Below are 6,474 nucleotides of genomic sequence, written 5' to 3' on the forward strand. Positions count from 1 at the left end.
GTAAAATGTCTCAACACCGCCAATTTTTAGCGCAGTTGTCACGTTATAAAGCAATATTTTCAAAATTTATCCCTTAATTTTTTCATAATATTAGCATAAAAGCTGGTCTTATTTTTTCTTCATCTCTTCAAGCTCTTGCGCTAGGAATTCCCCTGTGTAGCTGCCAGTTTTTTTGTAGTTTTTAGCCACCTCTTTGACGCTGCCGCACGCTATCACTTTACCGCCTTTTGCGCCACCTTCTGGCCCCATATCTACGATATAGTCGCAGTTTTTGATGACATCCATATTATGCTCGATCACAAAAACAGAATTTCCAAGATCAACTAGGTGATTTAGCACCTTTACTAGCCTATCAACATCTGCAAAATGAAGTCCCGTCGTTGGCTCATCAAGGATATATAGCGTATTTCCAGTGTCGCTTCTGCTAAGCTCTTTTGCTAGCTTCACACGCTGGGCCTCGCCGCCACTAAGTGTGACTGCGTTTTGTCCAAGCGTTATGTAACCAAGCCCCACATCTTGCAGTGTGGTGAGCTTTGAAGCGATCTTTGGCACAGCCTTAAAAAACTCAACCGCCTCATCTATGCTCATGTTTAGCACTTCGGCGATATTTTTGCCTTTGTATAAAATTTCCAAGGTCTGAGCGTTATATCTAGCGCCGTTACAAACGTCACAAACCACGTTTATATCAGGCAAAAAGTGCATCTCGATCGTGATCTCGCCCTCACCTTGGCACTTCTCGCAGCGCCCTCCTTTGACGTTGAAGCTAAAGCGCCCTATTTTATAGCCCCTAAGCTTAGCCTCTTTGGTCTGCGCAAACAAATTTCTTATCTCATCCATCACGCCAGTGTATGTCGCTGGATTTGAGCGTGGGGTGCGGCCTATCGGGCTTTGATCGAGATATATGACCTTGTCTAAATTCTCAAGTCCGCTTAAATTTACCCCAGCTATCTTTTTCACTTTTTTAGCTCTATTTAGCTGCTCCTGCGCCTCTGGAAGCAAGGTCTGAAGCACTAGTGAGCTCTTGCCAGATCCTGAAACGCCAGTGATGCCAACTAAATTTCTAAGTGGAAATTTAGCGGTTAAATTTGAGATATTGTTGATATTTACATTTGAAATTTCAAGCCACTTTTCAGCTTTTCTATTTTTTTGATAGTCGATCTTTTTCTTACCATTTATGTATTGTGCAGTCTGAGTGTCTGAGCTTAAAAGCTCTTTTGCCGTGCCTGCAAAGACCACGCTACCGCCAAATTTACCAGCTCCAGGACCGATATCTACGATATAATCAGCCTCCTCTATCGTCTTTTTATCATGCTCGACGACGATTACAGAGTTGCCTTTGGCTTGCAAATTTCTAAGCGTCTTTATGAGCTTTATCGTATCACGCTCATGAAGGCCGATACTTGGCTCATCAAGCACGTACATGACGCCACTTAGCCCACTTCCTATCTGACTCGCGATCCTTATACGCTGCGCCTCGCCACCGCTGATCGTCCTAGCATCACGCCCAAGCGACAAGTAGCCAAGTCCCACGTCGTATAAAAAGAAAAGCCTTTCGTTGATCTCTTTTAAGATAGGCTTTGCGATCGCCTTGTCGTAGTCGCTAAGATAGGCAAAATTTTTCTCGTTTGAGAAAAAAGCGGTGCAGTTTTCTATGCTCATATCCAAAATTTCACCAAGCCCAAGGCCAGCGACCTTGACCGCTAAGCTTTGAGGCTTTAGTCTGTGACCATTACAAGCGTCACAAATTTTCTCACTCATATACTCGTCAAAGTCTTTGTAATCCTTTAAAAGCCCGTGTGAAATTTTAACCACACCATCAAATTTTCTAAGCAGTTTGTTCCGCTTCCAAAAGAACGAAACCTCCTTGACGTTACCGTATAAAACGAGCCTCTTTTCATCTTCACTAAGCTCATAATAAGGCTTTTTAATGTCGATCTCATTTTGCTCACAAAAAGCAAGTAAAAATTTATAGTAGTAGCTCATGTTGTAGCCATAAAGTAGCTTGATAGCGCCATTTTCTATCGACTTTTCCTCGTCGATGATCTTGCTCATATCTAGGCTATATCTTATGCCAAGTCCGTCGCAGTGCTCGCAAGCGCCCTTTGGCGAGTTAAAGCTAAAGCTTAGCGGCTCAAGCGGCGTAAATGAAATTTTGCAGTCAAAACAAGCCATGTGCTCGCTGTAATGTATAAAACTCTCTTTTAAGCCAAGCTCGTCGGCATTTGCGATCTCTATCTCGACCTCACCAAAGCTCTCATTTAGCGCCTTTTCCACGTCGCTTGCAAGACGCTCGTGATTTTGCTCATCGATGGCGATCCTATCAACGATGACCTTTATCGTATGTTTTTTCGTTTTTGCAAGCTCAATCTCCTCATCAAGCCTCACCACTACGCCATCTATCTGTGCTCTAACAAAGCCTTTTTGGCGTAAATTTTCGATCAAGTCTGCCCATGTGCCCTTTTTCTCACGAACTAGCGGCGCATAGATGATCACTTTTGCGCCAAGTGGGAGCTTTGAAATTTCATTTATAATGTCGCTCGCACTCATTTTTGAGATAGGTTTGCCGCATTTATGACAGTGCTGCACGCCAACCCTTGCATATAAGAGCCTTAGATAATCATAAATTTCAGTGATCGTGCCAACCGTTGAACGAGGATTTTTAGAGGTAGTCTTTTGATCGATCGCGATAGCAGGCGTTAGACCCTCGATCTTATCTACATCAGGCTTGCCCACGCGGTCCAAAAACTGCCTAGCGTAGCTGCTAAGACTCTCCATATACCTGCGCTGCCCCTCGGCGTAGAGCGTGTCAAAGGCTAGCGTGCTCTTACCGCTGCCGCTAAGACCGGTAAAAACTACTAATTTATTTTTAGGAATTTCAAGGTTTAAATTTTTAAGATTGTGCTCTCTTGCACCGGTAATTTTTATAGTATCATTCATTAAATTTATACGACCTTTTTAAAATTTTAATCTGTAAATTTAGTCTAAAAGTGATAAAAACTTTATAAAGTAGTTTAGAGAAATTAAGCGTGCTATGAAAATTTAAGAGTATATTTATATCATTTTCAGTTTTTTTTGATATTCTACGCCAAAATTTTATTTAAGGAGAAAAAATGTCTGTAAAAATAACCGATATATGCATAAGCTGTGGTTCATGCATCGATGAGTGCCCAGTTTCAGCTATTGTTGATGATAGCGACAACCCAACTGGAGCAGATACATACTATGTTTATTCAAACAAATGCGTTGAGTGCGTAGGCTACAACGACGAGCCAGCCTGTGCATCTGCCTGTCCAACTGATGGTTGCATCGTTTGGGACGCCGTAGTAGCAGGACAACCTTCACGTGATCAAATCGGTGCTGACGCTCGCACTGGCAGCACTCCAGTTATCCAATAAATTTACAAAATTTAGGCTCAAATTTGAGCCTATTTTATTTTTAAGCTTTATTTGATATAATTGCCAACTTCATTTAAATAACCTAAATTTTAAGGAAAATTTATGCAAAGAACACTTTCTATTATTAAGCCTGACGCTGTTAAGAAAAATGTTGTTGGAAAGATTATAGATAGATTTGAAAGCAATGGCTTAAGAATCGCAGCTGTTAAGAAAATAAAACTTAGCAAATGCGATGCAAAAGCATTTTATGCAGTTCATAAAGACAGACCTTTCTTCAACGATCTAGTTGAATTTATGGTAAGCGGACCAGTTGTAGTTATGGTTTTAGAGGGCGAAAATGCAGTTGCTAAAAACCGCGAGCTAATGGGTGCAACTAACCCAAAAGAAGCAGCTCCTGGCACAATTAGAGCTGATTTTGCTGATAGCATTGATGCAAACGCAGTTCACGGAAGTGACAGCCTAGAAAACGCTGTAAATGAGATAAATTTCTTCTTTGCTTCAAGAGAAATTTGCTAATTTTGGACTAAAATTTGATTATTCCGTTTTCTAAAATAGCAAACAAAGAGATAAACTTTGAGCTAGTAAGAAACAATGATCTAGTTTTTAGTGGAATTTTAAAAAGAAAAGACCCTTTTTTAGTAAAATGCCAAGGCACTATAAAGGGCGAGATAAAATATATTTGTGACCGATGTGGTGATGAATTTATGTTACCTATCGATCAAGACGTAGAGCTAAATTTAAGTGATGGTGTCTATAAAGACAGAGAAAACGAGCTTAGCGATACGGTTGAATTTTTTGATGGCAATATTGATTTAAAAGAAGTTTTTGAAAGTGAGCTAGAAGCTTTTAAGAGCGATTATTTTTATTGTGAAAAATGTAAAAATTTATAAAGGAGAGTAAAATGGCAGTACCAAAGCGAAGAGTGAGTCATTCTCGTGCAGCAAAACGTAGAACACATTACAAAGTTACACTTCCAGTGCCTGTAAAAGACAAAGATGGTTCTTGGAAAATGCCTCACCGCATAAACAAAACAACAGGTGAATACTAAAATATGATTCGCATTGCTATTGATGCTATGGGTGGTGATTTTGGTGCAGAGCCTATAATATCTGGCGTTATCGAAGCACTGAAAGAGGCAGAATTTAAAGCTGTATTAGTTGGCGATAGCAATGCCATAAAACCACTCATCCCACAACCCTATTTAAAAAATATAGAATTTATAGAAGCTACTGAAGTCATCTCGATGTCAGACGGAGCCACAGACGCACTAAAAAGAAAAGATAGCACGATCTACAAAGCTGTTGAGCTTTTAAAAGAAAAAGAAGTCGATGCTGTCGTTTCTGCTGGTCACAGCGGTGCTACTATGAGTTTAGCTACGTTAAGAGTTGGTAGATTAAAAAATGTATCTCGTCCAGCAATCGCTACGCTTATGCCTAATTCAAAAGAGACAGCTACTTTGGTTTTGGACGTTGGCGCAAATGTTGATTGCAGAAGCGAACACTTATTTCAATTTGCCATAATGGGCGAAGCCTATGCAAAAGAAATTCTAGGCAGAAAAGAGCCAAAAGTAGGTCTTTTATCAAACGGCGAAGAAGAGAGTAAAGGCAACGAGGTCAGTAAAGAAGCTTTTAAGCTAGTTTCTAGGCTTGATAGCTTTGTTGGCAATGCAGAGGGCAATCAAATTTTTGATGGCAGCATTGATGTCATGGTTTGCGACGGTTTTATGGGAAATATCCTACTAAAAACGAGCGAAGGCGTTGCTGATGCCATAGGCAAGATCATCAAAAAGCAAGTTAAAAAATCACCTCTTGCTATGGCTGGATCAGTGCTTATGAGAAAAGTTTTTAAAACTCTAAAAAAACAGGTCAGCTACGATGAGTATGGCGGTGCTCCGCTTCTTGGCGTAAATGGCTGCGTCATCATAAGTCACGGCAAAAGCAACTCAAAAGCTATAAAAAATGCAATCTTTCAAGCAATTAAATTTGCTAACTCGAATATAAATAAAGTTATAGAAGAAGAACTTTCACACTTTGCAAGGTAAAATATGCCAAAAGCTTCATTGATCTCCATTGCGTCATATGTCCCAGAAAAAATTTTAACAAATTTTGATTTTGAAAAAATGGTCGACACGAGCGATGAGTGGATAGTGAAGCGAACCGGTATAGAGCAAAGACATATCGCAACGACTGAGATAACAAGCGATCTTGGTACAAAAGCTGCCGAGCTAGCTATAAAGCGCTCAGGGCTTGAAAAGTCACAAATCGATGCGGTAATCTGCGCTACGATATCTCCAGATCATCTTTGCATGCCCTCAACTGCCTGCAAGATAGCTTCAAATTTAGGCTTAAATTTTGGCATTACAGCTTTTGATATAAGCGCAGCTTGCACAGGATTTATCTACCTTTTAGAGCTTGCAAATTCTCTTATCGTAAGTGGTGCTAAAAAAAATGTCTTGATCATAGGAGCTGAAAAACTAAGCTCGATAATTGACTACACAGATAGAAGCACATGCATACTTTTTGGCGACGGAGCTGGTGCTGCTGTGATAAGTGCTAGCGAAGAAAACGAGATCATCGACATCCACACTGCAAGCGATGGCAGACAGGCTGAGCTTTTGATAACTCCAGGATGTGGTAGTGCATTTCCAGCTAGCGATGAGACGCTAAAAAATAGACTAAATTTCATCCACATGAGCGGAAACGAGGTCTTTAAGATAGCGGTTCAAACGCTTAGCAAAAGCGTGATAGAAATTTTACACGCAAACAAAATGCAAAGCGAAGATATCGACTTTTTCATACCTCATCAAGCAAATATCAGGATAATAGACGCCGTAAAAAATAGGCTAAATTTCACTGACGAGCAGTGCGTTTTGACGGTTGCAAAATATGGCAACACAAGCTCTGCTTCGATCCCAATGGCGATAAATGATGCTTACGAAGATGGACGCATTAAAAATGGTTCAGTTTTGCTTCTTGATGCATTTGGCGGTGGCTTTACTTGGGGTTCGGCGATACTAAAATTTGGCGGTAGAAATTTTAACGATCTGTAATTAACCGCTTCTATACCCAAAACTCTAAAT

7 protein-coding genes are annotated in these 6,474 nt (G+C 40.3%); 6 read left to right on the forward strand and 1 reads right to left on the reverse strand.

Annotation, left to right across the window (positions count from 1 at the left end):
• Positions 1–108: 108 nt before the first annotated feature.
• Positions 109–2,937 carry an excinuclease ABC subunit UvrA gene (uvrA, locus tag CYP84_RS00375; protein WP_103636306.1) on the reverse strand — a complete coding sequence of 943 codons (2,829 nt, stop codon included), beginning with the start codon at positions 2,935–2,937 and terminating at the stop codon, positions 109–111.
• Between the two features lie 173 nt (positions 2,938–3,110).
• On the opposite strand from uvrA, the gene CYP84_RS00380 reads away from it, so the two are divergent.
• The 6 genes from CYP84_RS00380 to CYP84_RS00405 all read left to right on the forward strand — a co-directional run bounded on the left by CYP84_RS00380 (position 3,111) and on the right by CYP84_RS00405 (position 6,444).
• A complete protein-coding gene (locus CYP84_RS00380; RefSeq protein ID WP_002942606.1) occupies positions 3,111–3,395 on the forward strand; it encodes an NADH-quinone oxidoreductase subunit I in 285 nt (94 codons plus the stop codon).
• Positions 3,396–3,497: 102 nt separating this feature from the next.
• The gene (gene ndk, locus CYP84_RS00385; protein WP_103636307.1) at positions 3,498–3,911 is read left to right on the forward strand and encodes a nucleoside-diphosphate kinase; all 414 of its coding nucleotides are present in this window, start codon (positions 3,498–3,500) and stop codon (positions 3,909–3,911) included.
• 14 nt (positions 3,912–3,925) lie between these two features.
• On the forward strand, positions 3,926–4,285 hold the full coding sequence (locus CYP84_RS00390) for a hypothetical protein (RefSeq protein WP_002942543.1): 360 nt from the start codon (positions 3,926–3,928) through the stop codon (positions 4,283–4,285).
• 11 nt (positions 4,286–4,296) lie between these two features.
• The gene (gene rpmF, locus CYP84_RS00395) at positions 4,297–4,443 is read left to right on the forward strand and encodes a 50S ribosomal protein L32 (RefSeq protein ID WP_002942540.1); all 147 of its coding nucleotides are present in this window, start codon (positions 4,297–4,299) and stop codon (positions 4,441–4,443) included.
• 3 nt (positions 4,444–4,446) lie between these two features.
• On the forward strand, positions 4,447–5,436 hold the full coding sequence (gene plsX / locus CYP84_RS00400; RefSeq protein WP_012001307.1) for a phosphate acyltransferase PlsX: 990 nt from the start codon (positions 4,447–4,449) through the stop codon (positions 5,434–5,436).
• Positions 5,437–5,439: 3 nt separating this feature from the next.
• Positions 5,440–6,444, forward strand: coding sequence for a beta-ketoacyl-ACP synthase III (locus CYP84_RS00405; protein WP_103636308.1), 1,005 nt, complete (start codon positions 5,440–5,442; stop codon positions 6,442–6,444).
• The last annotated feature ends 30 nt before the right edge of the window (positions 6,445–6,474 follow it).

Origin of the sequence: Campylobacter concisus, from assembly GCF_002912425.1 — a bacterium.
GTDB lineage: Bacteria > Campylobacterota > Campylobacteria > Campylobacterales > Campylobacteraceae > Campylobacter_A > Campylobacter_A concisus_AH.